The 25826-nt window shown below is 33.0% G+C and carries 18 protein-coding genes; 13 read left to right on the forward strand and 5 right to left on the reverse strand.

All coding sequences use genetic code 11. The features are described 5' to 3' along the window. Nucleotides 1-114: 114 nt before the first annotated feature. The gene (locus tag CLOCEL_RS05020; RefSeq protein ID WP_010076390.1) at nucleotides 115-1842 is read right to left on the reverse strand and encodes a dockerin type I domain-containing protein; all 1728 of its coding nucleotides are present in this window, start codon (nucleotides 1840-1842) and stop codon (nucleotides 115-117) included. Between the two features lie 324 nt (nucleotides 1843-2166). Between CLOCEL_RS05020 and CLOCEL_RS05025 the strand changes: the two genes are divergently transcribed. From CLOCEL_RS05025 to CLOCEL_RS05065, 9 genes are all read left to right on the forward strand, one after another. Continuing rightward, a complete protein-coding gene (locus CLOCEL_RS05025; protein ID WP_010076389.1) occupies nucleotides 2167-2850 on the forward strand; it encodes a Crp/Fnr family transcriptional regulator in 684 nt (227 codons plus the stop codon). Nucleotides 2851-3054: 204 nt separating this feature from the next. After that, the gene (locus CLOCEL_RS05030) at nucleotides 3055-3822 is read left to right on the forward strand and encodes a formate/nitrite transporter family protein (protein ID WP_010076388.1); all 768 of its coding nucleotides are present in this window, start codon (nucleotides 3055-3057) and stop codon (nucleotides 3820-3822) included. A gap of 12 nt (nucleotides 3823-3834) precedes the next feature. Next, a complete protein-coding gene (gene asrA / locus CLOCEL_RS05035) occupies nucleotides 3835-4854 on the forward strand; it encodes an anaerobic sulfite reductase subunit AsrA (RefSeq protein ID WP_010076387.1) in 1020 nt (339 codons plus the stop codon). A 1-nt stretch (nucleotide 4855) separates the two neighbouring features. Next, a complete protein-coding gene (gene asrB, locus CLOCEL_RS05040; protein ID WP_010076386.1) occupies nucleotides 4856-5650 on the forward strand; it encodes an anaerobic sulfite reductase subunit AsrB in 795 nt (264 codons plus the stop codon). Between the two features lie 18 nt (nucleotides 5651-5668). Next, complete coding sequence (gene asrC / locus CLOCEL_RS05045) at nucleotides 5669-6619, forward strand: sulfite reductase subunit C (RefSeq protein WP_010076385.1); 951 nt, start codon at nucleotides 5669-5671, stop codon at nucleotides 6617-6619. A gap of 465 nt (nucleotides 6620-7084) precedes the next feature. Further along, complete coding sequence (locus tag CLOCEL_RS05050) at nucleotides 7085-10330, forward strand: InlB B-repeat-containing protein (protein ID WP_010076384.1); 3246 nt, start codon at nucleotides 7085-7087, stop codon at nucleotides 10328-10330. A gap of 310 nt (nucleotides 10331-10640) precedes the next feature. Next, nucleotides 10641-10868: a hypothetical protein gene (locus CLOCEL_RS05055; protein WP_010076383.1), complete on the forward strand. Its 228-nt coding sequence runs from the start codon at nucleotides 10641-10643 to the stop codon at nucleotides 10866-10868. After that, the gene (locus tag CLOCEL_RS05060) at nucleotides 10858-11049 is read left to right on the forward strand and encodes a helix-turn-helix transcriptional regulator (protein WP_010076382.1); all 192 of its coding nucleotides are present in this window, start codon (nucleotides 10858-10860) and stop codon (nucleotides 11047-11049) included. The genes CLOCEL_RS05055 and CLOCEL_RS05060 overlap by 11 nt, the downstream gene beginning before the upstream one ends. A gap of 60 nt (nucleotides 11050-11109) precedes the next feature. Further along, entirely contained in the window at nucleotides 11110-11979 is an 870-nt protein-coding gene (locus tag CLOCEL_RS05065; RefSeq protein ID WP_013291637.1) for a helix-turn-helix domain-containing protein, read from the forward strand. Nucleotides 11980-12258: 279 nt separating this feature from the next. On the opposite strand, the gene CLOCEL_RS05070 is transcribed toward CLOCEL_RS05065, so the two are convergent. The 3 genes from CLOCEL_RS05070 to CLOCEL_RS05080 form a co-directional block, all read right to left on the reverse strand. After that, entirely contained in the window at nucleotides 12259-13839 is a 1581-nt protein-coding gene (locus CLOCEL_RS05070; protein WP_010076380.1) for a glycoside hydrolase family 43 protein, read from the reverse strand. A 569-nt stretch (nucleotides 13840-14408) separates the two neighbouring features. After that, nucleotides 14409-16931 (reverse strand): rhamnogalacturonan lyase family protein, encoded by a 2523-nt coding sequence (locus CLOCEL_RS05075; RefSeq protein ID WP_013291638.1) that lies wholly within the window; start codon nucleotides 16929-16931, stop codon nucleotides 14409-14411. A gap of 154 nt (nucleotides 16932-17085) precedes the next feature. After that, nucleotides 17086-19218 (reverse strand): RICIN domain-containing protein, encoded by a 2133-nt coding sequence (locus tag CLOCEL_RS05080; RefSeq protein WP_010076378.1) that lies wholly within the window; start codon nucleotides 19216-19218, stop codon nucleotides 17086-17088. A gap of 507 nt (nucleotides 19219-19725) precedes the next feature. On the opposite strand from CLOCEL_RS05080, the gene CLOCEL_RS05085 reads away from it, so the two are divergent. Together CLOCEL_RS05085 and CLOCEL_RS05090 are read left to right on the forward strand one after the other, a co-directional pair. Then, nucleotides 19726-21210 (forward strand): Ig-like domain-containing protein, encoded by a 1485-nt coding sequence (locus CLOCEL_RS05085; protein ID WP_010076377.1) that lies wholly within the window; start codon nucleotides 19726-19728, stop codon nucleotides 21208-21210. 352 nt (nucleotides 21211-21562) lie between these two features. After that, complete coding sequence (locus CLOCEL_RS05090; protein WP_010076376.1) at nucleotides 21563-22441, forward strand: Ig-like domain-containing protein; 879 nt, start codon at nucleotides 21563-21565, stop codon at nucleotides 22439-22441. Nucleotides 22442-22624: 183 nt separating this feature from the next. On the opposite strand, the gene CLOCEL_RS05095 is transcribed toward CLOCEL_RS05090, so the two are convergent. Beyond that, a complete protein-coding gene (locus tag CLOCEL_RS05095) occupies nucleotides 22625-23170 on the reverse strand; it encodes a GNAT family N-acetyltransferase (RefSeq protein WP_010076375.1) in 546 nt (181 codons plus the stop codon). A 484-nt stretch (nucleotides 23171-23654) separates the two neighbouring features. On the opposite strand from CLOCEL_RS05095, the gene CLOCEL_RS05100 reads away from it, so the two are divergent. Together CLOCEL_RS05100 and licT are read left to right on the forward strand one after the other, a co-directional pair. Beyond that, nucleotides 23655-24551: a hypothetical protein gene (locus CLOCEL_RS05100; protein ID WP_010076374.1), complete on the forward strand. Its 897-nt coding sequence runs from the start codon at nucleotides 23655-23657 to the stop codon at nucleotides 24549-24551. Nucleotides 24552-24961: 410 nt separating this feature from the next. Beyond that, on the forward strand, nucleotides 24962-25798 hold the full coding sequence (gene licT / locus CLOCEL_RS05105; RefSeq protein ID WP_013291639.1) for a BglG family transcription antiterminator LicT: 837 nt from the start codon (nucleotides 24962-24964) through the stop codon (nucleotides 25796-25798). The last annotated feature ends 28 nt before the right edge of the window (nucleotides 25799-25826 follow it).

Here is a 25826-nt window from a genome sequence, read left to right on the forward strand (position 1 = left end):
ATACTTTTACAAAAAAAATTGTACTCCATTGAAATTTAGGAGTACAATTCGAAAGCTCATATTTATTTTATTTTGTGTTTTAATTTATACTTTATACGTGATTTATCTTTCGGATTACTGGCTAAGGATTTTCTTTGTCATTAGTGCCAGGTCCAGTGCATTGGCTTTTCCATCATTATTCATGTCTGCTGATTTTAACTGTTCAGCTGTAAGGGTTGTTCCGCCTAAGATATATTTTTTTAGCCAAGCAAGGTCTAGAGCAGATAATTTTCCATCCTTATTAACATCACCTAATACAGTGACTTTAGTTGTTGGTGATAGTGTTACTACGCCTTTAGGAAAAGCGTTAATAGTAAGGTCATTAATATAATATTCTATGTTAGCGTATCCTTGTCCACAATAATCGCCGTTGGCTTCAGGTTTACCGTCAGCAGTAGTTTTGCTATTTGGGTTTAAACCTCTTGCAACTTCCCATTCATCGGCCATACCGTCTTTGTCTGTATCAACTTTTGCACCAGTTAAAACAGCTTTAGGATATTGATAAACAACTCCACATTGCATTTTGTATTTATCAATTGTTGCCTTCTGTTCAGCTGTAGCTTCAGCATATGGTCTTGCGCCTGTAAGGGTTCCAGTACCTGTTTTTGTTTCCGTTGCAACTTGTTGGTCGATTGCTGGCCTTTGTGTTGAAGTTATTCCTGCACCAGCGAATTCAAGTACATGATCATAAGATGCTTCTGAACTTTCTACCTTTGGAACTGTAGAAGCATCAAATCCATTTACAAGAAGTTTAAAAGGAGTATTTGATTTTGTGTTTGATTCATCCTTACCAGTACCATAACTAATACCGCTCCAATTGTTTTGAGTAAAGGTGCTGTAATTTGAGTTGTCAGAATTTAAAAATCTATTTCCAGTAAGATAAATAGAATAATTTTCAGGGGCTGTGCCACTGTCCGCTACACTTACATAATTATGCCCACCTACAGTAGAAACACCTTTCTTCAAAGTATTATTTACGTAATTAAGATGACCTAAAGTTCCATAGGCAGTTTGGGAAGCCCAGTTATAAATAATATTGTTTGTGAATTCAGCAGAGCTAGTTCCAACAACTTTACCTCTGAAGTTTCTTGAAACATTGTGAACTATAAGGTTATGATGCCAAGAAACATTTGAACGACCAAGCATAATCCCAAAGCCGTGAATTCCTTTTGAGTGATAGGAGAAGGAATTTGAAGGACCTACTATAGAATATTGGATTGTTGCATTATCATTAGCAGAGTAAAGTCCCCATTGTTCATCATTTGCCCAGCCCATTGAGCAATGATCTACAATTGAGTTACTTCCATCAGAACCTCCAAAGGCATCATAGTCTGCATTTGTGCCTCTTTCTCCAGGTCTCGAACTGATGAAACGCATTATAATGTTTGAGCCACCCATTCCGATTTTAAAATTTTTAAGTGTTATACCTGCACCACCAGGGGCAGTTTGTCCTGCAATAGTGACATTTGATTTTACAACCACATCACTTTTAAGTTCAATGGTTCCGCCTACTGCAAAGACTACAATTCTGTTTGAAGTCCCTACTGCATCACGGAAGGAACCGACACCGCTGTCGTTGAGATTTGTAACATATACAACTTCTCCGCCACGTCCTCCAGTAGCATATTTTCCACCGCCGTCTGCTCCTTGAAATGCGATAGTGGGTTCGGTTCCAGCATATACAGTACTACTATTATATGCGCAAACGTTCCCTAAGATTAAAGATAGGACACAAGATGTTGAAACAAGGTTTCTTTTGCTTTTAGAGTTAAAAGCATTTTTTTTAGTTTTTTTACGTAACATAATATACCTCCCATATTATATTTTAAATATTATGTCTATGTTACAATTAAACAAACTACTTATATCTTGGCAACCATAGGTGATGTTATGTAGAAATATATGTTATAACTTATATATATAGTAATCTAATATATATTATAGAATGAAATGAAGTAAGTTACTACATATAAATACATCATTATACTATTAGTTGAAATATTTTAATTGAATGTGTAGAGAATAAATGAAGTCAAATATATAGATTGCTACAAGTATATTTGAATAGCTTATAATTAAGGGTGAAAACTAAGAAAAAGTACGGTTATAGGTGGAGGGGATTGTGTAATGCTCAAGGAAGAAGAGTTAGAAATTTTCAAAGCAACTATTCATATAAAGGAAGATACTCTGAATTTGATTAAATCAAAGGGCGAAAAAAAAGCTGTATCCAAAGGGGAAATTGTATTTAATGAAAGGGACGAGGTTAATACTATCTACTTTGTCTTAAGTGGGAAAGTTACCATGTATAGGCTTAGTGAAGACGGGCAAAAAAGAGTTATATACATATTAGGTCCAGGGAAATTTATAAATGAGGTAATCTTTGATGGTTTACCAGCTTCTATAGGTTGTGAGGCTTTTGAGGATTGCCAGCTTGCATACTTTTATAAAGAGGATCTTCTTCAGATAATGTCAACAGATTTCGAACTTACGAAATTTATTATAAGTTCTATGGGTAAGAAGATAAGACGATTATATAGGCAATTAAAGAATACAGTCCCTATAAAAATAGATAAAAAGCTTGCTGCAAAGCTGTGGAAGCTTTCTAAGGACTATGGTATTGAAATTGAAGAAGGAACTTTGATTGATCTTGATATAAGTATTACGTATCTTGCTTCAATGCTTGGAAGTGCTAGAGAAACTATATCAAAATCTATGACACGGCTTGAAAAGGAAGGGTTAATAACATATAAGGGAAAACGGATTGTAGTACCAAAGAGAGAAGCTTTGTCGGTGTACTTTAGAGGTATATAAGTTGTAGAAGTTAAAATGTATCAGTTAAGTCTTTTCAATAGATAAGTGTTAAAGAGTGATTTTTATTGGTAGAAGATGATGAAAAAATAGCTATGACAATTGTACGTGAAATATGATAAGCATCATATTCCTGTGACAATGGTCACAGCTATTTATTTTTTTATATGATATCATTCTAGCATATAAAATTAGGGGGAAAGCATCATGTTTAGTGAAGAAATTAACAAACTTTCTAGTGCTGCTGAAAAAAAGGTAAACCTTTTAAAGGCAGGAAGAGGAAAGTATATTACAGCATCTGCTTTGGCTGGGATATACGTAGGTTTTGGGATTTTACTTATATTCACAATTGGTGGTCTTCTAGCAGCTGCTAATTCACCAGCAACTAAAATAGTTATGGGATTATCTTTTGGAATTGCCTTAAGCCTTGTGCTAATGGCTGGCTCTGAACTGTTTACAGGAAATAATATGATAATGACTGTAGGCGCTTTAGAGAAGAAAACTTCGTGGCTTGATCTAGCTAAAATCTGGATTTATAGTTATGTTGGTAATTTTATAGGCTCTATATTTTTATCATTTTTATTTGTTAAAGCTGGACTTGCTAAAGGTGCAACAGCAGAATTTATTCTTAAGACTGCAGGGGCAAAGATGAATGCTCCTTTTGATGAATTATTTTTCAAAGGAATACTTTGTAACATGTTAGTTTGTTTAGCAATTTGGTGTTTCTTTAAATTAAAAGAAGAAGTTGCAAAACTAATAATGGTATTTTGGTGTTTATTTGCATTCATAACAAGTGGATATGAGCATAGTATTGCTAATATGACTTTATTATCTACAGCACTAATGATTCCTCACGAAGCTACAGTATCCATAGCAGGACTTGTAAATAACTTGGCAGCAGCATCCTTAGGGAATATTGTAGGTGGAGCTTTATTTATTGGAACAGCATATTGGTATATTTCTAAACACAAATAAGGAGGTTAGGCAATGGGTTTCAGCATGGATAATGTAAAGTTTAACAGCATTTTACAAGAATTAAAGAAGGAATATAAGATTTACGCTCCTATACTTATGGAGGGGAAAGGTACTTTCTCTGATACAGACAGTATAAAGTATGGAGAAATCAGTAGCATTGAAGAAGTTGTTTTTGATAAAAAATCTAACTTTTCTCCAAAGGAAGTAATTCTTCCGATAACTCAAACCTTGTTCTATTTTACTGAGGACAAAGTTATTGAACCTGAGATTGATTCAAAGAAGATACTTGTATTTTTAAGAAGCTGTGATATCCACTCTGTAAAAAGATTGGATCAAATATATTTAAAAAATGGTGGGGTTGATCCTTACTATAAAGCTCTAAGAGAGAAAACTAAGTTCGTTTTGATGGAATGTGAAAATAGCTTTGAAAATTGTTTTTGTGTAAGTATGGGTACAAATAAAACTGAAGATTACGCATTTTTCGTAAGACACAAAGAAAATCAAGTATCAATTAAGCTTCAAGATGAAGAATTTGAAAATTTCTTTAAAGCTGAAGAAGTTTTAGAAGTTGAGCCAAGCTATGTTGATTCTAACGATACAGTAGTTAAGATACCAGAAAATTTAGATCAAAGAGTATTTAAAGCTACTATGTGGAAAGAATATTCAGCTAGATGTATTGCTTGTGGAAGATGTAACATGGTTTGTGGCACTTGTGCTTGTTTTACAATGCAGGATATATTCTATAAAGATAATCCAAAGAGTGGTGAGAGAAGAAGGGTTTGGGCTTCCTGTCATGTAGACGGTTTCACATCTATGGCTGGTGGACATTCCTTCAGACTTGATAAAGGTGAAAGAATGAGATTTAAGGTAATGCATAAGGTTTACGACTATAAAAAACGCTTTGGTTACCATATGTGTACAGGTTGTGGAAGATGTGATGATGTCTGTCCAGAATATATATCCTTTGCAAATTCTGTGAATAAACTTAATGATGCAATGAAAGAAATTAAAGCTGAGGAAGAGGTAAAATAGTATGGAAAATATTTATCTGCCTTTTATATCTAAAATAATTAGTATTACTGAGCATACTGATATAGATTACACTTTTAGAATGGAATACCATGGAGAAGACGTTAAGCCAGGTCAATTCTTTGAAGTTTCTGTACCAAAGTACGGTGAAGCTCCAATTTCAGTATGTGGTATTGGCGAAGGTTATGTGGATTTAACTATAAGAAGAGTTGGAGTAGTTACTGATGTTATCCATAGCTTTTTTCCAGGGGACAAATTGTTTATAAGAGGACCTTATGGAAACGGCTTTGACATTGATAAATATAAAAACAAGGAAGTTATAGTTGCAGCTGGTGGTACAGGCCTTGCTCCTGTTAAAGGAATAGTTGATTATTTTGCTGCAAACTCTGGAGATGCTAAAAACTTTACTGTTATGATGGGCTTTAAATCCCCTAAGGATATTTTGTTTAAAGAAGATATCAAGGAATGGTCAAAAACTATAAATGCTTATCTTACAGTTGATAAAGCAGAAGAAGATTATCAAGGAAGAGTTGGGCTTATAACGGGTCTTGTAAACGAAATCGAAATTGATAATTTAGAAGAAGCACAGGTTATTGTAGTTGGACCTCCTATAATGATGAAATTTACTGTAGGAGAGTTTATCAAAAGAGGAATCAAAGAAGAAAATATATGGGTTTCTTATGAAAGAAAAATGTGCTGTGGAGTTGGTAAATGCGGCCATTGCAAGATGGATGACACATACATTTGTCTTGATGGACCAGTATTTAACTTTGTAGAAGCAAAACATCTTGTTGACTAGGGAAAGGAGGAAAAAGCTATGTTAGATATTAATACTAAAGGATTAAAAAAGAATGCTTTCCGTGTTACAAAGGAAAGAGGAAAAACTGCTATCAGAATCCGTGTGCCTGGTGGTCATATGGAAGTAAAATATCTTTCAACACTTCAAGAAGTTGCAGAAAAGTTTGGTAATGGGACTCTACACATAACAATTAGGCAGGGGTTTGAGTTACCAGGAATAGATATGAAGGATATGCCAGAGGTTAATAAAATGCTTCAGCCAGTGATTGAAGGTCTTGAGATAAATCAAGAGGTTCCTGGCAAGGGATATACTGCTGCAGGCACAAGAAATGTATCAGCTTGTATTGGAAATAGAGTCTGTCCTTTCGCTAATTATGATACAACAACCTTTGCAAATAAGATTGAGAAAGCTATATTTCCTAACGACTATCATGTGAAGATTGCTTTAACAGGATGTCCAAATGATTGTATCAAGGCTAGAATGCAGGATTTTGGAATAATCGGAATGACAGAACCACAATACGATCCTTATAGATGTATAGGCTGTCAAGCTTGCGTAACAAACTGTAAAAAGAGAGCAACTGGAGCTCTTAGCTTTGAAAATTTCAAGGTTGTTAGAGATCACAGTAAATGTATTGGTTGTGGCGAATGTGTTGGGAAATGTCCAACAAATGCCTGGACAAGAAGTGCAGAAAAATATTATAAGCTAGCGATCATGGGTAGAACTGGTAAGAAGAATCCAAGACTTGCACAGGATTTCATAACTTGGGTAGATGAAGAAAGTATAATAAAAATTATCCTTAACACCTATGATTATATCCATGAATATATCGATAAGGATGCTCCAGGCGGAAAAGAGCATATCGGTTATATAGTTGATAGAACAGGTTACCAAGAATACAAGAAATGGGCGCTTAAAGATGTAAAACTTGGACCTTTAGCGATAGTGGCTGAAAATATTAATTGGTAGTTTGCAATTTATAGAGGTTGTCTAATATGCTAACCCAGGGAAAATAGTAATTGAAAACCTCAATAATTTGTCCATGTAATTTTCATACAATAATAGCATCAACAAATACCTTGAAGGAATATGTGATAGCTAGTACAATAGGTTCATGAGATTAGAATTTAATTATGTTTAATAAGAAATGTATCAATAATTGATCGTTTCTTTTTTTTATGTAGCTAAAGAATTTAAATGTGAAACTTCTATTGTACTTTTAGAGATTCTTAATATGGATGTTCCAATAAAGGTTCTACATAGAGTTTATTGATATTTGAATAATCATTATAACTTTTCATGTAGCTTCGATAATGGAACGTATATATTGTAATATTAAAAAATATTGTAGCATCCTAAAGGAAATGGTATTCACAGACTATTTTGTAATACATTTTAGAGACTTTATACTAAATTTAACAAGGGGAAAAACTTATGAAGAAAAAATTGTGGAAAAAGTTAATGATGTTTTTCTTAACACTAATTATGTTTATTGGAATAATACCTGTAATGAAATTTGAGAATACTCAAGTTTATGCGTCTGTTTCAAGTATTAACCCAGTAGCAGATACTTTTATAGATGACCTTTCTTTCCCTGCTGGTATAGGGGCTACCGGTGATACAAGCACAGCTCCTTATACAGTAAACTGGGTGGGAACTAAAAGCGGATATGTTGAAAATTCAAAGACTGCGCTTAAGTATGATTTAAGTGGAATCACTGGCACGATAACTGATGCTAAGTTAAGATTATTTGCAGCAGAATTGCCTACAGGTGGTACAACCTTTGATTTGTATAGTGCCACTGATGATAGTTGGACAAACAATACAACAACTATTCCAACTCAAGGAAATTTGCTTAAATATGATATAGCTGTTTCTGCGCAAAATCAATGGGTAGAGGTTGATGTAATTAATTTTATAAATATTGAAAAAGCAGGAGATGGAATTGCATCCTTTATATTAACATCTCCAAATCCAGCAACGGCTATAGCTTTTTCTTCTCTTGAAGATACTGTTTATAAGCCAGAACTTGTATTAACAGTAATAAACAACAGTACGATTACTACAACCACAGGAACTTTTGATAAGATATTTTCAGCTCAAGCAGATGTATTAACCAATGTTACATTCAATGGAAATACTTTAACTAGTATAACAAATGAGGGAGTTTCCTTAGTTGAAAATAGTGATTACACTGTAGTAGGAAATAAAGTAACTATTAAAAAGGAATATCTCGCAACACAACCAGTTGGAACTACTAATCTTGTATTCAATTTTAGTGGAGGAGATCCACAAACCTTAGAAATTACTATAACTGATACAACTCCAGCTATCTCATATACAGTAACCTTTCAAGATTATGATGGAACAATAATAGGAACAGAGCAAACTGTATCATATGGACGAGCAGCGATAGCACCAATTGACCCAATAAGGGAAGGATATAACTTTACAGGCTGGGACAAGGAATTTAAAAATGTTACAAGTGACTTAATAATAACTGCTACCTATGAAATTCCTAATTATACAGTAATCTTTAAAGACTATGATGGAACAGTAATAGGAACACAGGGTGTAACCTATGGGGGCTTCGCTGTAGCACCAACTTCACCGATAAGAGCAGGACATACTTTTGTTGGTTGGGATACAACTTTTGATAACATCACAAGTGATTTAGTAGTAACTGCTATGTATAGTTCTGATAATTATTCTGTAACCTTTAAGGATTATGATGGGACAGTAATAGGAATACCTCAGACAGTAGCTTATGGAGAGGCAGCCATAGCACCAATTGATCCAGTGAGAAATGAATATATTTTTATAGGTTGGGATAAATCTTTTAACAATGTTACTGGTGATTTAATTGTAACAGCGATGTATGCAAGTAATTACTCTACAGTGACCTTTAAGGATTATGATGGAACAGTTATAGGAACACCACAGACTGTGGCTTATGGGTCAGCAGCAGTAGCGCCATCAGAACCAACAAGAGAAGGATATAAATTTATAGGTTGGGATACGACCTTTGATAATGTTACTGGTGATTTAACGGTAACTGCCACCTATGTGATTAGTCAATATACAGTAACCTTTAGAGATTATGATGGGACCGTAATAGGAACACCTCAAACTGTAGACTATGGAGCGGTAGCAACAGCACCAACATCACCATTACGAACAGGCTTTGTTTTTGTAGGTTGGGATAAGAGTTTTGATAATATAATAAGCGATTTAACAGTAACTGCGACTTATGGAATTAGATATTATACAGTTCTCTTCAAGGATTATGATGGAACTGTAATAGGAAATGCTCAAACTGTAGCCTATGGAGAAGCAGCAGTTGCACCAACGGCTCAAAGACAAGGATATACTTTTAAAAATTGGGATAAAACCTTTGATTATATAACAGAAAATCTAGTAATAACAGCCATTTATGAGGCTAACCAATATACAGTAACATTTAAGGATTATGATGGGGTAGTAATCGGAGAAGCACAAGTTGTAAAATTTGGAGATGCTGCAGTAGCCCCAGCAGAACCAGCAAGATTAGGGTATACTTTTATAGGGTGGGATACAGCCTTTGATAAAGTGCAAGGGGATTTAATAGTAACAGCTACCTATGCGATTGATAAATTTACAGTAACCTTCAAAGATTATGATGGAACAGTAATTGGAACACCACAAACCATAGATTATGGTAAGGATGCAGTAACTCCGGAAGATCCAATTAGAGTAGGATATGAATTTACAGGTTGGGATAAAACCTTTGATAATGTTACTGAAGATTTATTTGTAACAGCAACTTATATTACAGGAAAAGCTTATACTATGGACCCAACAGCAGTAGATTCAAATACAAATGAATTTAAAAGTTTAGTTGGTTACTTTGAAAGTGGAAAAAACACTATAGTAATTAATGATGCTGCTGCAAATTTAATTATTCCAGCGAGTGTAGTAGCAGCAACTGATTTAGTAGGTGCAGAATATATCAAGGTTTCACGAAAAATTGTAAGTGGTACTAGCAAAGATACTTTAGTAGGAAAGATGCCTAAAGAGACAAGCCTCGTTGGCAATGTAATTAACTTCAAGCTACAAGTATTTGACAAAGATAATGATCTGATAAAAGATATTCACAACTTTGCTAATGAACAAAAAGTAAAGATAAGTATAAAACTTACAGGTGAAGATATAAAGGATCTATATACAGATAGGCTTTCTATGTATTACTTTGATGAAACTGAAGATACGTGGGTAGAGTTAGGTGGAAGCTTTAATAAAACAACCATGGAATTTGAATATAATACTTCCCACTTTACTAACTTTGCAGTACTGGAAAAACAACAAACTACTGCAACAGATAATTCAGGACAGGATACAACAACAAACAATAATGGACAAAGCACAACTACAAATGGTAATGGTACAACTACAACAAACGGCACAGACCAGAATACTACTAGCACAGGTGAGAACACAGCTTCATCTAATACTACATCAGGGGAAAGTACTTCATCAAATAATACAACAACTTCCTCACAAGCTACAGGAGAACAAATAGATTTACCGAAAACAGGATCAGCTATAGATTTTAGAGTTCTAATTATAATAGGTGGAGCACTTATCTTGGGCGGAGCTTTGATAGTTGGAGGAGTCTTTTTAATAAAAAGAAAATCAAAATAAAATATAAATAGAAGTTTCAATTTTAAAAAGCTACATTGCTTTATCAACTGTATATGGATTTAATGTATAAACATTATTGGAACTCTAGGTTTAAAGGGGATATCTCAATGGCATAGTTATATGCTTGGGATATTCCTTTTTTTTATTAGGGTATGTTAGATAAAATTAATAGATATAGTGCAATAAATTGAGAATGCCTTTACACTACAGTAAAATGTAAAAACCTCTTGACATTTTTCATGATAATTTAGTAATATGAATATATAAAAAATGTAAAGAACTTTTTACATTATTAAAGGAGGTTTTCTTTATGGCTTTTTTTAGAAAAGAAGATGAAATGGATAAATATATTGCTCTAAAAAGTCTAAAAATTGCATACTGGTTTACAGTAGCATTCTTATTGGTGTGGTCTATTATAGGTCTTCTCGAAGGAGATAGACAGAATGTGGCATTAGCATTGCTTTGTAGCCAAAATGTCTTACTGGTATTCTTTGACCGATATTATAGAAGGAAACTAAGTGAAGGAAATGAAGAATAAAGTTAAAGAGTTTAGAAAGCAACTAAAATTAACTCAAGATGAATTAGCACAAGAACTTGGTGTAACACGACAAACGATTAATGCAATTGAAAACAACAAATATAATCCAACCCTTGAATTAGCTCTTAAAATGAGTAGGTTTTTAGGAGTATCTACTGAATCATTATTTATACTTGATTAGCTAAGCAACGGCACTTGTTATGCTGTTGCTTTTGTCTATATTTACAAGGTAAAGCTATATATGTTACGTATTAAAGTATATGAGGGGAATAAAAAGATGATTTATGAAAATTTTTTAGAGGAAAATCAGGAGGAGGAAGAGTTTTTACAAGTTGCATCAAGGTTTAATGATGAAGGACTTTATCAGTATATATATTGGAGAATGAAAAACGATACCTTCACTACAACTATAACTCCCGTAAGTCATAAGGTACATATTATTTATGTTAGATCTGGTTGCTGCATGTATGATAGCACCTTGGTAAAAGCGGGAGATATTTATGTAACGGGGCTTAATAAGCATCCCATAGTTAGTAAGTTTAAGGAAATTGCTATGTTTACTGTAGATATGGATTTTGCTTTTTATTATAGACTTACGGGGATGGTTCCTTCGCTTTTCTGTGACAGAGCTCTTTTAATTGAAGAAGGCAACCCATTTTACCAGTTAGGAACTAAACTTTTTAAACTTCCATTATCTTATTGGGTAAGTATTGCAGAGAACTTTATAGGTAATTTACTTGAGGTTAGTGAATATGCTGTAAATTATCAATTAAAAAGTGTAATTCAAGCATCAAGACAGCTAAAAAATCAGAAGGACTTAGACGTATTTAAGCTAAGTGATAATATTGATGTTTCTTATCGTCAGCTTCAGAGATATTTTACATCTATTCTTGGACTAACTCCAAAAGAATATATAAGTATTTTACGGTTCAATAAGGCCTTTTGGCAGCTTAAGGATAACAACTTTATAGACGCAGCTCTAGGTGCAGGATATTATGATCAATCACATATGATAAGAGAATTTAAAAGAATGGCAGGTTGTACACCAACTAAGTTTAGTAAGCATAAGCAGTTCTTAGCTATGAAGCTAGCAAACCAAGTAGGTAAATAGTATGATTATAAGCGTTTATAAGTCTAAGATAAAATTTTAAATTGATATAACCGATGAAGAAACTTTATAGAAAGTTATAGTATAAGTTCTGTTATTGAAACTATATAAATAAGCACATACGAAAAAAGGCTATTGAAAAGTTTATACTTAATTTTTTCAATAACCCCGTTCCATATAGAGTAGTATTTATTATTAAGATATGGGTGTTTAACTTAATATAATAGAGATTACTATTTAATATCTATTATATATATGATTAAGTAATCTTTGTTATATAGATTATTGTTCAACTTTTGATCCCCAGATAGCTTCGTTGTTTGAACCTATTAAAGAGAAAGTCATAACGCTGTTGTGAGCAGCAGATTCATCGAACTGCTTGAAGAAAATTCCTTTATAGGTAACGTCATTAATTACCATAGTGCAGTAGTATGAGTCAGATTTTGCTTCCCAAGTTCCAGTAAAATCACCAGAAATAGTTCCATTAGAATTTAAGGTGATTTTAGAGGTTTCTAACATATCAGTATAACCAGTAGTTGCATCTAGACCATGCTTAACAAATTCATAATCTCCAACAACAGATTTTTTTGAATAACCTGATTTAGAGATTTCATTTCCCAAGTATTCATACACAGCAGTTACTGGCCAGCCATCTTCATTTAAGAATTGTTGATGCACTCTAACTTGATGAGCTTCAGTTCCACCGTTAAATCTTGTGTGGTAAACAAGATATCTTTGGTCACTATCATCGATAAAGGCTGAATTATGACCACCTGATTTATATCCATCTGCGCTAAGTTCGAAGAATTCTACATCCTTTAATGATGAGAATGCATAGTTACCAAATAATTTTATACCTTTAGTTGTTTTATCATCAGTTTTGCTTAGGCATATTGCAGAATTTCCGCTTGCATCTGTATATGGACCAGTTATATCCTTTGATCTGAATAGACGAATGTGGTATCCATTAAAGTTATCTGTAGCGTTAAGACCGCAATAAGATTCATATAAATAATAGTAATCTGTTGTCTTATCATATACAATATATGAACCTTCTCCAGAAGTTCCATAGCCTCCAGAAATTTTTATACCAAAGTATTTGTCAGAAGCATCTTTTTTTGTTTCATAAGTATGAGAATAATCTCTTAAACCTGTAGAATTATCTAGTCTTAACATGAAAAGTCCACCAAACCATGAACCGTATGCCATCCATAGGTTGCCTTCTTTATCATATACTACGCAAGGATCAATAGCGTTAGGACCATAAAGTGAATTCCAAGCTCCACCTGATACATAGTTACTATCTACAACATCTGTTCCTGTAGCAGTTTTGTAGTCTGTTTCAGCAGCTAAAGTAGAATTAACAAAGCCTGAATATACTATTGTTCCAACATAGCTGTATGGACCTTCTATATTGTCAGCAGTTGCAAGTGCAATAGATGAATAGAATTTATCACCATTAACACTCATATACATACACCATTTTTTCATTTCTGGATTGTATATAACATCAGGAGCCCAAAGGTTTCCACTGATATTATAGTTTTTACTTCCGTGAGCAGCCCATTTGCCCCCAACAGCGAAGATTTTTGAATAGTCAAAGTTGATGTTTGTTTTAACTTCACTCCAAGAAGCTAAATCTGTTGAAACTCCATTAGCTTTGTGTGAACCAAAAACATAATATTTTCCGTTATCTCTTACAATTGATGGGTCATGTACTGTTACTCTTTCTGTACTTAATAGTTCTCCTAGAACAGGTTCTTCTTTATTAAATGCTTTAACTAGAAATACACTTAATGCAATTGCAAGTATTAATGATATGCCTAAAGCAATTGATAGTATTTTTTTTGATTTCCCCTTCATTATTCGTTATCCTCCTTATTTGTTAATAATTATTATTTAAGTAATGATTATGTGATATCGTTTTCTTAGAGTTGTCATAGTCTCCATATACGTGGATAAAATTAATGTAGATGTTTAATCAATATATAATATATAGTTCCAATAATGTTTATAAATTAAATCTATATATAGTGGTAAGACAAGCAAAATTTTAATGGAAACATCAATAAAAAAGAAGTTGATTTCAAAAACTATTGAAATGATATAGGAATATATAAAATAAAATAATTTATAATTATTATACCGTATTAAGTTTGCAAGCGCAAACATATTAATTAAATTTAAAAAATATAAGATGATTTGTCTGTTATTGGAGAAAATCTAAGGGATTGTTTTAGAAATATATGAAATGAAGTTGAGGTTTAATTAGAGGGGGTGATGGAACTTTATAATAGAATAAGTGACAATTAATACAAGGATGGACATTACTTAATTAAATAATATGAATCTAGAGTATAAAAAAGAGCTAAGCAAGCGTTTGAAATATTGAAAATCATGTTTAAAATACGCTTGTAGCTCTGTAACTATTGTTATACTGGGAGTTTAGTTATTGATCCTAACAAATACTTTTTGAGATATGCATAATCAATAGCATTAATCACACCGTCTGAGTTTAAATCTCCAACCTTTTGCCAATTTGGTGAAGGCATAGAGGTAGTTGTCCCTAAAAGATATTTTTTCATAAAAGCATAATCTATGGCATTAACGGCACTATCACCATTCACATCCCCGTATATTAATGATGAAGGAGTATTCTTCACAACGATGGCAGTGTAATTCACTGCACTGCTTGAAGCACTATTAGTTCCAAGAACTACATTGGAGTTTGTGGAGAAATCCTTTTTATAAAGATTAAATGTAACGTCTGAATCATTAGTTAAAGTTTCACCAGTGTTTGTCCAACTACTTAACCACGCTGGTATACTTGAAATTCTTGCATCTATACCTACATAAACGGAAACATCTGATTTTGTAGTAAAGGATGCTAAATCTGATGTATATGTTTTAGAATCACAAGCTGTTCTTATCCATTCTGATCCTAAAAGCTTACTTGGAATAACAGTAAATTTATTTGTGCGGTCTCCATAAACTGGGTCTCCAACCTTTAAATTTGATTGAATTGACCAATCAGAAGCATTGTTCGTATCCTTTACCACTAAAGATTTTATGTATTGTCCATCTAGAATTGTTGTTGGAGCTGTTGGGTTAGTTGGCGTAGTAGCGCCTACTAATTTGATAGCTGGTGTTGGAGGTGTTGACATACCACTTCCAAGGAAGAAACCAGTGTGAGGTGGTTGATTATAAGCTACGTTTTGCCAAGCAACTCCCATACGATATACAGGGTCATGCATTAAAGTGTAAATACGACGGCTTGTAGTAGCTGTAGTTGTATAAATACGTAGATATTTATTGTCAGTTGTTCTCCAGATTACTTCTTCACGCCAATCACCAAGGATATCTGCTTGTAAACATGGAGTAGCTTTTGTAGTATTATTTGAATCACAGTCGCTGACAGAAAGTAAGTTTCCGCCACCATACTTAGAAATAGTAGTATCATCTAGAAGTTCACGAAGTTCGTCTCCATCCCACCAAATAGCGAAGTTAACAGGACCAGGCCTATTACCTATATTTTCTCCTTTGCTACTATAAAGTGATGAACCAGAAGCCCATACTTCTTCTCCAGGATAAGCTGCTGTAACGTCAGCTGAGCAAGCTCTTCCAGTATCATTAGCTGCTTTAAAACTCCATAACACTTGTCCTGTTTTTGCATCACGGAAAGATCCTCCAATACCACCATTACCACTAGTATCTTCGTGACAACTCCAAACTTCAAGACCATGACGACTTGGATCTAAATCACTTACATGTAATGCGTCACCATGTCTTAAACCAGTAGTATATAAACCTTTACCGCTGTCATCTATAGTACAACCACCATAGATTATTTCGTCTTTTCCATCACTATCAACGTCTGCTACACTAAGGTTATGGTTACCTTGTCCAGCATAACCTGAATTTCCACTAGTATTACTATCGAAAGTCCAACGTTTTGTAAGAGTTGAACCATTCCAATCATAAGCAACAAGTACTGCACGTGTATAATATCCACGACACATAACAAGGCTTGGATGTACACCATCTAGATAAGCGATACAGCCTAAGAAACGGTCTACACGGTTACCATAAGAATCTCCCCAACTAGAAACTGTTCCTCTGCCAGGCTCATAATTTATTGTATTAAGAGCTTTACCATTACTTCCTTGGAAAATAGTTAAATATTCTGGTCCAGATAATATGTAACCTGAGGAATTACGATAATCTGCACTGGCATTTCCAATGACAGTTCCAACTCCATCCTTTGTACCATCAGATGTTTTACAAGCTACTTCAGCTTTTCCATCACCATTTAAGTCATATACCATGAATTGAGTATAATGTGCACCGGCACGGATATTTTTACCTAGGTCTATTCTCCATAGGCGAGTTCCATTCATTTCATAAGCGTCAAGGAATACATTACCTGTATAACCTTTTTGAGAGTTATCTTTTGAGTTTGATGGATCCCATTTCAAAACGATTTCATATTGTCCATCACCATCTAAATCACCTACGCTACAATCATTTGCATTGTACGTATAAGCCACTCCATCAGGAGTTTTTCCACCTGCTGGGATTTGTAGTGGAAGTTGCATGTAGTTATTTCCTAAAACACTTACAGCAGTTGATTTTGATTGTTCTACACCATTAACAACGGCACTTACCGAGTATTTTGAAGTTGTTGTACCTGACGCATCAATATAGTTGCTAGCCCCCGTAATATTAGCTACCTTTACTGAATCGCGATAAAGGTTATAAGATACATTTGTTGCTTCAGTACCTAGCACACGCCAGCTTACAAAAACTCCGTTACTTACTTTTACAGCAACTACGCCACGGTCTAAATTTTCCATTTGTCGTGCTGTTGCTGCCGTTGTTGTGATTGTTTGCGGGGCAATAGAGCCTAGTAACACTGCTGCACCCATGAAAACACTTAAAAGCGCTTTTTTTAACATTTTCTCTCCTCCTAAATTGTTATTAAATTATATTGTGATTCTTATGGAATTAACTCTAATTTGGTAAACGTTATCGTGGAAGCGCTGCCATGAAGAATATACTCAACCTCTTCAGTAGTTTCTATTTTGAAACTTGTAGTAAGCTTCCTAAAAATTATTTTACAAATTCAAAAACCCACTTTTGATTTGCACTAGCTGCGTAATTATATTGAATTACACTTGCACCTTCAGCTGTACTTTTTGCATTAACATCAAGACCTTGGGTGCCACCGGAGATCATTGTTAAAATTCCAAAGGTACCATCTCCATTATCTTTCAGTTTAAATTGTTGCCAATCAGCACCAGCAGTACCGCCCCAGATTTGTAGTTGAACACCATTATCCGTTGAAGCTCCAGGGATATCGATTACTTTTGAAGCACTTCCAACTTGTGCTACAAGGTTTACGTAACCAGTATCTCCAGCGACAATTCTCCAAAGTGATGTTGCTTGTGTTTTGTCAGCAGTTTGAACAAGTTTTGTTCCACTAGCATCAGTAGGAGCACTTAGATATTTACCACTGTTAACATTTTTGATTCTATAGTAAGAACCAACATTAACGCTTGATCCAGTAGTTGGTGTTGAAGAAGTTGAGTAAACTGTTTTCAACCAATCTTTAGCACTTAAAGTAACTTTGCTTGCTCCAGAGTATTGTTTTACAGTTTGTACAACATCATTTAAAGGAACTGCATTATATGAATAAGGTAATTTTTCAGTGTAATTATATTGGAAAGTAAATGGTGTAGTTGGTGGTTTTGTTTTGCTCATGTTTGCTGCTCCAACAATGGAGGAAGACCATGCCCACTTATTTAGTGTTGATTTATTGTACCAAACAAAGCCTTTGGTAAATAGATTAACACCATTATTATCCCAGCTACTGCCTGTATATGTTCCATTTGCGTTTGTCACTTGTGAGTTTACAATTAAGTTTCTGTTATAAGCATTCTTAAATAAGTTAGCCCATTGAGGATCCATATTAGAAGTGTCTTGACCTTGAAGTTCGGTTCCTACTATTGGTTCAGTAACACCATTATAAACACAAGTATCTGCTGCAATGGAAGCTCCATTTCTTGCATTCATTCCACGAGCTAGAGAAGTGCTGTTAGCTTTGAAAGAACTAACGCTATTTTCTAAGTTCATATGAGTAGTGTCATCGATATAACAATTGATCATATGGCCAACACCTTGACGTATCATTGGAACACGTTGTCCAACATTACTATATTGATTATACGCAAGGGTTATTCTTAATCTTTGGTTTCCATCCTTATAATCTTTACCGTTACTATCAACATAATTTACATAATCCTTATCACCAGAACCTACTAGATGACACTTACTGTGGTAAGCTGAATAAGCCATGATTTGATTTGGTGTAGCTCCAGCTTTACGCATTTTATAGTAAAGGCTAGTTGAAGCTAGTTGATTTGAAGTGTATTTTTGTTCCATGTAAGTTATTGACTTATAAATTGCACTATCAGAAGCAGGATTTGTATTAGCTTCTAATCCAAATTTACACCAAGAAAAGGTTAATCCAGAGGAACCGTTTTCAATATCAACCATACCATCGGCTCCTATAGCAAACTTACAGTGGTCTATCCATACATTATTGGCGCCATTAACCTTGATAAATGTCCAGCCTACTTCTTTGTGATTTCCTACATCATCCCATTGCCACATTTCATCAAAGTTAAGATTTCTTATCACAATATCGTTAGCTGATGATTGTAATTTTAATTCTGCATGCTTAATTGTGCTTCCAGAGGTTGAAAAAATAGTTAACCCATTTGTATCAGATACGTTTATTTTAGATACACCGTTTGCTTGTAAGGTTGGATTGGTGTATCCATTGGTTGGGTCTTCATATTTTGCTACAAAATTATATTTTTGAATTTCAGTTGAACTTAAATTTAATTCTTTCCAACCTAAATTCAAGTTTGCTGCAATCTCTATTACCTTTACCGAGCCACTTTTAGCATCTAAAAGAGCTTGTAAAAACTCTCTGCTAGTTTTAACTGTGCGGTAATAGGAAGTTCCAACATAGGAACTTCTATCTTTTACCCCTCCTGATAAGGATGCATAGCCAGTAACTGATAAAAAGCTATTATCATAACTCTTTAAAGTTCTGGTGGTATTAGGGATTGAGCTAATCACTGCTGCATCTGCTACGTTACCTTCACCAAAGAGTGAAGTGGAAGTAAGAAGAAGAGCACCAGCTAAAGCAACGCTAAATATTTTTCTAAATTTCATAAACTGCACCTTCTTAATTAATTTATTTTTATTAGATGTAAAGTTACTTTAGTAATGAACTAAGTAACCTTTGAGGTTGAGTAGAAATATCTTTCAACTCATAAAGGGCAGTTTCAGTTTACTTTGGAATTACATAGAATTAAAGTCATAAGTATCCACAACACTATCTAATATTCTACAAAATCAATAAAATTCCTCCAGTGATTATGTTAACGTTTTATGAAATGATTTAGAGTTATTTAAACTTAAAGGTAAATGTATAATATTTTATAAATGTATAAAATTATTTCGAAAAAGATTATTGGTTAATGAAATTTTTTCGAAGGATTAATCAAGTTAAAATTGAAACTTGCAAAACTTACTTTAATTTAATTATATAAATTATCCTGTTATTATTTGATGAATGGTTTTTATTGAGTTTAATGTATTAATGTGACAGAATAAAGTTGTTATTATAATAACCAATTTGAAATGATTATCGGAATTTGATGAGGGGGAAAATTAAGAATGAAGAATAAAAGATTTAAAAAGCTTAGAAATAGTTTAATAGCTGTAATGAGTATAGCTGTTTTGGTTTTAGCTAGTTCAAATATTTTTGCAACGAGTACAGTGGGTGCAACTACATGGGATCCTGCTAATAAGGCAAGTAATGTAACATTATCAAATGATAATTTGACGACAGCATTTGGTGGTAATGTTGGTAACGTTAAAGCAACTAACTACAAAATATCTGGCAAGTGGTATTGGGAGTTAAAGATCATTAGCAGTTCCTGCGAACTGGTTGGAGTAGCTAATGAATTATTTAATGTTACTAAAGATAATGGTACGTCAAATAATCAGTTAAGTTATTATGGATATGGTAGTACTATTTATCCAGGAATAAAAGGTTATGGGGAGTCTTTCGCGGGTGGAGATATTATAAGTATAGCATTAGATATAGATAATAAGAAAATTAGATTTGCAAAAAATGGAAAATGGTTTTCAGATATAAATTTACCTGCATGGAATCAATATTATCCTTTCGTGACCTTTGGATCTAGTAGTGGTGGAGGAGTTCAAACTACTAACTTTGGTGCATCACCTTTCGCATATCAAGCACCTGTAGGATTTTCGCCATTTGACAATACACCTATTGAAACTGCTTCTACAAGCATATCACTAAATAAATCTACAACTAACCTAAATGTGGAAGAAACAGAAAGCTTAGTAGCAACAATAACACCTTCAGAGGCAACAAACAAAAATATCATTTGGACATCAAGTGATACAGCAATAGCAACAGTTGATACAGCAGGAAAAATAACAGCAATAAAGGAAGGACAAGCAACTATTATAGCTAAAATAGAGAATACAGATATTACAGCAACTTGTATTGTCGACGTAACAGCAACAAAAGAAACTGTAACCGTAGAATCAGAAAAAACCAAAATACCGGCAAATCAAGAATTTACAACAGATATAGTCTTACATAATGCTAAAGATACCTTTGCGGAAGACGTAAAAATCAACTACGACAAAGATTTATTTGAATATGTAGGTTACGAAGATATAGAAGGTTTAAAAGTTTATAAAGAAATAAAGAATCCTGAAACTGGTGATTTAAGATTTATCATTGCTAGCCAAGGAGAAACCAATGGAATAAATGCAGACAAGACCTTAGTAAAACTAAAATTCAAAACTAAAGGCAGTGGAAAAGGAAAAGTTGATGTTATTGCTACTCGTATAGCTGATAACGCAGGAACTGAAAATGATTTATTAACAGAAAACTGTGGAGAAAAGGAATTTGAGGTTTTTACAGATGTTAATAATACTGGGGATTTTACTTTAGGAGACTTAGCTATTGATGGTTACTACTATGGAAAGAATGTGTCTGATACAGATAAAGTAAAATACAACGCAGACGTTGTCGTTAATGAGAAAATAGATGATGAGGATTTAACTGAAATTACAAGTCAAATCATAGGAAATAGCAAGTATACTCCTAATAATTAAGTATCAAAGTAGGATAAATTATAACCGAATTATCGTTAAAATTAGACAAAAATAGAGTGAGTTACACTTGAGTACTGAATCTTTAATTCATCAGGATTCAGTACTTTTAATTTTCTCCCAATAGTGTTGGTTTAACAATATGGGGGTATAGTATGGAACTTACAACATTGAAATGTTGTTTTGTGGAATTAAAAGTATCCATTAAAAGATTTACAAAAAATACATTAAGTTAATAATATGTTGATAATTGACTAATGGAAAAGATTGAATTATATAGATTTATATGGAACAATGTTAATATATTCAAGTTCATTGAATAAAAAAACATTAAATTAATGGATGGAGGTATAAGATGGAGAAGAAGTCTTATAAGAGAATCAGAACGTCGATAATAACTATGTTAATTTTTATTTTAGCTAGTTCAAATGTTTTTGCAGCAACTGCAACTACATGGAATCCCGTAAATAAAAGTGTCGGTGCAACATTGTCAAATGGTAATTTGACTGTAACTGGTGGACTCGGTGGTAGTGTTAAAGCAACTAATTATAAAACTACTGGTAAGTGGTATTGGGAAGTTACTAATGTATCATCTGCCTTTAATCTTGCTGGAGTAGCTAATGAATTATTTATTGCTAGAACTGAAAATTTTGAATCAAAAAATCAAAAAAGCTATAACGGATATAATGGCAACATGTATCCATTAACATCAGATCCATTAATAAATAAATATGGCGAGGCACTTAAAGCAGGAGATATCCTAGGTATAGCATTAGATATAGATAATAAAACTATTAACTTTTCCAAGAATGGAAATTGGTTTGGCGATAGACCTTTGCCAACATGGAATCAATATTATCCAATGGTCACATTTGGAAGTAGTAGTTATGGTGGAACGACAACTACTAATTTTGGCGCTACGCCTTTTAAATACCAACCACCAACAGGATTTTATCCATATGATGGTGTTCCATCAACAGGGTTATATTTGAATAAATCTATAACTGATCTAAATATAGGACAGGAAGAAACTTTAATAGCAACAGTAACACCACCAGAAGCATCAAATAAATATATTGAATGGGTTTCACAGGACCCAACAATAGCTACTGTTGATGCAACAGGAAAAGTAACAGCTATAAAAGAGGGACAAACTAGAATCGTGGCAAGTCACGTGGATAGTAATAGCATCTTTACAGCTGGTTGTATTGTTAATGTAACCCCAGCTTCATAGGATGTTACTATATTGAATTAGAATAAAAATATAGGCTATGAAGATAGCAAGGCTTAAAAATACATAGTATAGCTAAGGTTAAAAGCCTGTATAGAAATAACACCTATCAGCGTAATGAACTGATAGGTGTTATTTTTCATATGCTTTAATTTTTGTAAAGAGTGAAGTTAAATTGATGAAATTTTATTGGGTTGTGGAAAGAAAATCTTCATCTAATATCGAATACTGGTATGCATCGTGCCATAGTGGAGTTCCATCATTTGATTTTTTAAAGAAGGCTGTTTTCCTAAAATCTCCTTCTTTTCTCATTGAAAGTCGCTCCATCAGCTTCCAAGATGCACTATTTTCGGGATTACATTTCCCTATAACTCTATGGGCTCCTAGTTGTTCAAAAGCATACTTTAAAATTCTTTTACAGGATTCCGTAGCGTAGCCCTTTCCATAGTATGCTGGATTAAATACATAACCTATTTCCCAAGTTGAAAATTCTTTAGGTCCTTGCTCTTTAAAATAAATATTTCCAATCAACTTATTATTTTCTTTTAAGCACACAGCCCAAAAGGCATCATCCTTTGAACGATAGATGGCTGATTGTTTGCAATCTTCTTCAGTGTGGATATCATAAGGCTCATATTTAACAACTGATTCTTGAGAAAGGTATTCATAGAGATCGCTCCAATCATCAGCACAAAACCTTCTTATTATCAATCTTTCTGTTTCTAAAATCAAAATTATACAACTCCTTTCTAATTGGCATAAGATCTATGTTAATGTCTTATAAATAACAATATCTTAAGTTTATTGTAACATACTTTGGAATATAGCTTGTAGTAAGATTAAAATGTTATAGAGGAATGAAGGTAGCACTCTCTATTTTGATTTGGTTGATAGATGTATTTTTGCAGGAAAGGTTGTTTATATAAATTAAGTATGTAGAATAGGTATATGTTTACTTATGATTAACTTAAAATAACAAATTAAATTTGTATGCATAAAATCAAAGAAAATGTACTATTATCATATATTTAGCAAGTAATATTAAAGTTTACATATATTCAAAACACGGTATATAATAGAAGAATGTTGAGATAAGTGTAGTTTTAATCAACATTTTGAAAAGACAATATTATTAAACAGATAAGAAGCTTAAAAAGTTAAATATTAAAATTATTTATGATTTATAGATATAAAAAATTGTATACAGGGGGATTGAATGGTGAAAAAATGCATGTCATTAATTGCATTTGTTTTTATGTTTATTATAGTAATCAGTACAAAAACATTTGCAGAAACAAATTATAATGAAATAAGCAATAATGGTAGTATGACCGCAATTAGTACACAAACTTCAGATTCTCAACTTACTGAAGCAGAAACTTATAAATTGCTTTACGAGAATCAAAAGGAATTTAATGGGAAGATATTAGACACTATTTACTGGGCATTGGGAGCTATAGGAGCAGCTATTATTGCTTTATTAGGAGGAAATATATTTTTTAATTATCGTGTAAACAAAAATGAAATAGAGAATATTTCGCAAAACTTAAGTAGAGAATTTGAAAAGTTTAAGAATGATAGTGCTGATGGAATTCAGCAAAAAATCAATGAATCTATGATAGTAAATAGAGATGAATTTAAAAATTTATCTCTTAATAATCAAAAGGAAATGCAAAAATATATAGATAATCAAAATGTACAAATAAAATCCATAAAAACATTTTTTGATGAAGCATTAGAGGAAATTGGAGCTTCAGTAGAAAACAATCAAAGAGGGACCCAAAGAATGTGTGAATCACTAGAAAAAAATTTTCAAAGAGAAAATAAAGACTTAAGAGTAGAATTAAATAAATTAGAAGCTGAGAAGTGGAGAAATAAAGGAGTATATCAAAATGTTTTAGCTTGCTATGTGAGAGCAGGAAATTTGGAGATAGAACTAAAGTTAAACATAGAAGATACCATAAAGAATATTTTAGAAGCATTAGAGAATTCCTCCCGATTATCTAATGCGTATAGCACGCTATTATTTCAGTTTATAGAAAAAATTCCAGAAAAATATTCTATTCAAAAAGAAAAGATCAATGAAATAGCTAGGAGCCTTCCAATACAATAATCGATTACTTGAATTACTTGGAGTTTAAATATGGTAAGTTAGCATGTACCATTGATGGTTTATGTAAAACTTACCATTAAAAAAGTTGTTGACATGTGGCGAAAAAACCGTTATCATAGAAATATAGTTAAACGGTTACAATTAAAACAGTTAAATAAGTGGATTGTTACTGATTCGATCAGGCGAGACCTTAATTAATGAGAAGAAAAATTATTTTTTCTTTTGATTAATTGAGGTTTTTTATTCTAAATTATAACTTTAGAAAATAAAATCTTGATTTATTTAAAAATTTCAAACTTTCGATAAGACCAACAGCTGAAGTATTTGAGAATTTGTTTTTACAAAACAATGGAAGGATAAATTTAAAACTAGAAACCTTTATTATAGCTGAGGGAGGTGAGGGTATAGAAATGATAATAAAAAAGATATTCAATAACAACGCAATACTTGCTAAAGATTCAGATAATCATGAGTTTGTTGTTATGGGATGTGGAATTGCATTTAAAAAGAGTGCTGGTGAAAAGGTTGATAAAGCTTTAATTGAAAAAACCTTTATACTCAAGCAAAATGATGCTTCAGAAAAATTTAAGTTATTATTAGAAGATGTTCCTTCAGAGTATGTTTCATTATGCTACGATATTATCCAGTATGCAAAAAATATGCTAAGTACCAAGCTAAATGATTATATATATGTTACTCTCACAGACCATATCTATAATGCAATAAAGCTATATGATGAAGGTTTAAAAAATCTCAATCCATTGATTTGGGAAATAAAGAAGTTTTATGCAAAAGAATTTCAAGTTGGTTTAAAAGCTCTGGAATTTATTGAAGAGGAGCTAGGGAAAAAGCTACCAGAGGATGAAGCTGGAAATATAACTCTTCATCTGATAAATGCTCAACTGAATAGTTCTTATAATAAGATGGAAGATGTAGCGGAGTACACCAAGAAGATACAGGATGTTTTAAGTATTGTTACTTATACTTATGGTATAACTCTTGATGAAAGCTCTATCAGCTATGAAAGATTTGTAACTCACCTGAGGTTTTTCTTCCAAAGGTTAAATAAAAAAGAGTTGATAGAAAGTGATGATGATTTTCTTTTGAAGAAGATTAAGGCAAAGTATAAAAAGGCTTATGATTGTATGCTTAAAATAGAGAAATATCTGGATATAGAACTCACTGATGAGGAAAAGTTATATTTAACTATTCATATTCAGCGGGTAACCCAAAGGACAAATGAATAATAAGGATTGTTACTGGTAATGCAGGCGA

The sequence above is a fragment of the Clostridium cellulovorans 743B genome, assembly GCF_000145275.1.
Taxonomy (GTDB): Bacteria; Bacillota; Clostridia; order Clostridiales; family Clostridiaceae; genus Clostridium_K; species Clostridium_K cellulovorans.